The organism is Collinsella sp. AF39-11AT, assembly GCF_003474585.1.
In the GTDB taxonomy this organism is placed as follows: Bacteria; Actinomycetota; Coriobacteriia; order Coriobacteriales; family Coriobacteriaceae; genus Collinsella.
Window position 1 is genome coordinate 465 of sequence record NZ_QROG01000052.1, and the last position, 1,142, is coordinate 1,606.

Sequence of the window (1,142 nt, forward strand, 5' to 3'; positions counted from 1 at the left end):
GCCGGCCCTCTTCTTGAGCGCCTCGAGCCTCGCCCTCTGGCCGTCGGTGAGGTCCTCGGGGTTCTTCACGAGCGCGTAGCGGCTGCCCTTGATGGAGGCCGCCTCCTCCTCGAGCGCCCTGACCTCCTCGGGCGGCAGCTCGCCTTTGGCAGGCCTGCCGCGCTTGCCCTCGGGCCTGGGCCTGGCGGCCCTGGCGGCGGCCCTGGCGGCGTTCCACTCCTCGCAGCGCACGGCGTCGAGCGCGTCGTTCATCCACTGGACCACGTGGAAGGGGTCCATGACCCACCTCGCGTTGGGGCAGCGGCGCTTGACCAGCTGCCTTATCCACCTCGCGCCGTCGGCGGTCACCACCTCTATGGCGCGCCTCTGCTCGCGCGTGAGCTCGTCGAGGAACAGGTTGAGCACGTCCTTGCCGGTGCCCTCGTGCGCCCAGATGAGGCAGCCGCGGTCGTGGTCGACGACCACCGTGACGTACTTGTGGCCCTTCTTGTACGACGTCTCGTCGATGCCGATGCGGCGCACGCCGTCGAACCTCGAGGCGCCGCGCGCGGCCTCCAGCTCGGCGTAGACGCGCCTGCACACGCCGCCCACGCTGTGCCACTCGACGCGGGCGAGCTCGGAGACCGCCGAGGCGGTGCAGCGGACCGCCAGCCACGCCACCCAGTCCTCGAAGTCGCGCGTGAAGCGCGCCCCGTGCCGCGCCCAGGGGACGGCCTCGGTGCGCACGCCGTGCTCCGGGCAGCGCACCCTGCAGGGCGCGTACTCCAGGTAGCAGGCCGAGCGCGCCAGGTCCATCGCCCTCCACAGCCTGGGGGCCCCGCGGTTCGCCATGTCGTAGAAGTCGCAGGCCCTGCCGCATACGGGGCAGCGGCGCTGCTCGCGCTTGTAGGGCCGGACGCTCACGACGATGCGCTCGGCCTCGATGCGCGCGCCCAGGACGACCGTGCGGGCCAGACCGAGGGCGAGAAGTAGTAGACTCTTCATGCGTCACACCTCTTCGGTTGTCTGAATTTGGCTTAGCAATCATAGGCGGATGACGCGGAAACGGCCCCTCCCGGGGCCGTTTCAGTTCCAGATCGTTGTTTTCGCCCGCTGAGCTGGGCCTATGCCGGAATCTCTCCCACAGAAACCACCGAAGAGCC

Annotated in this window: 1 protein-coding gene; it reads right to left on the bottom strand. The window is 70.1% G+C overall.

Translation table 11 applies throughout. The features are described 5' to 3' along the window. The coding region (locus DW037_RS10385) for an ISL3 family transposase (RefSeq protein ID WP_199578376.1) at window positions 1-984 on the bottom strand (984 nt) is incomplete at its 3' end. Window positions 985-1,142 lie beyond the last annotated feature (158 nt).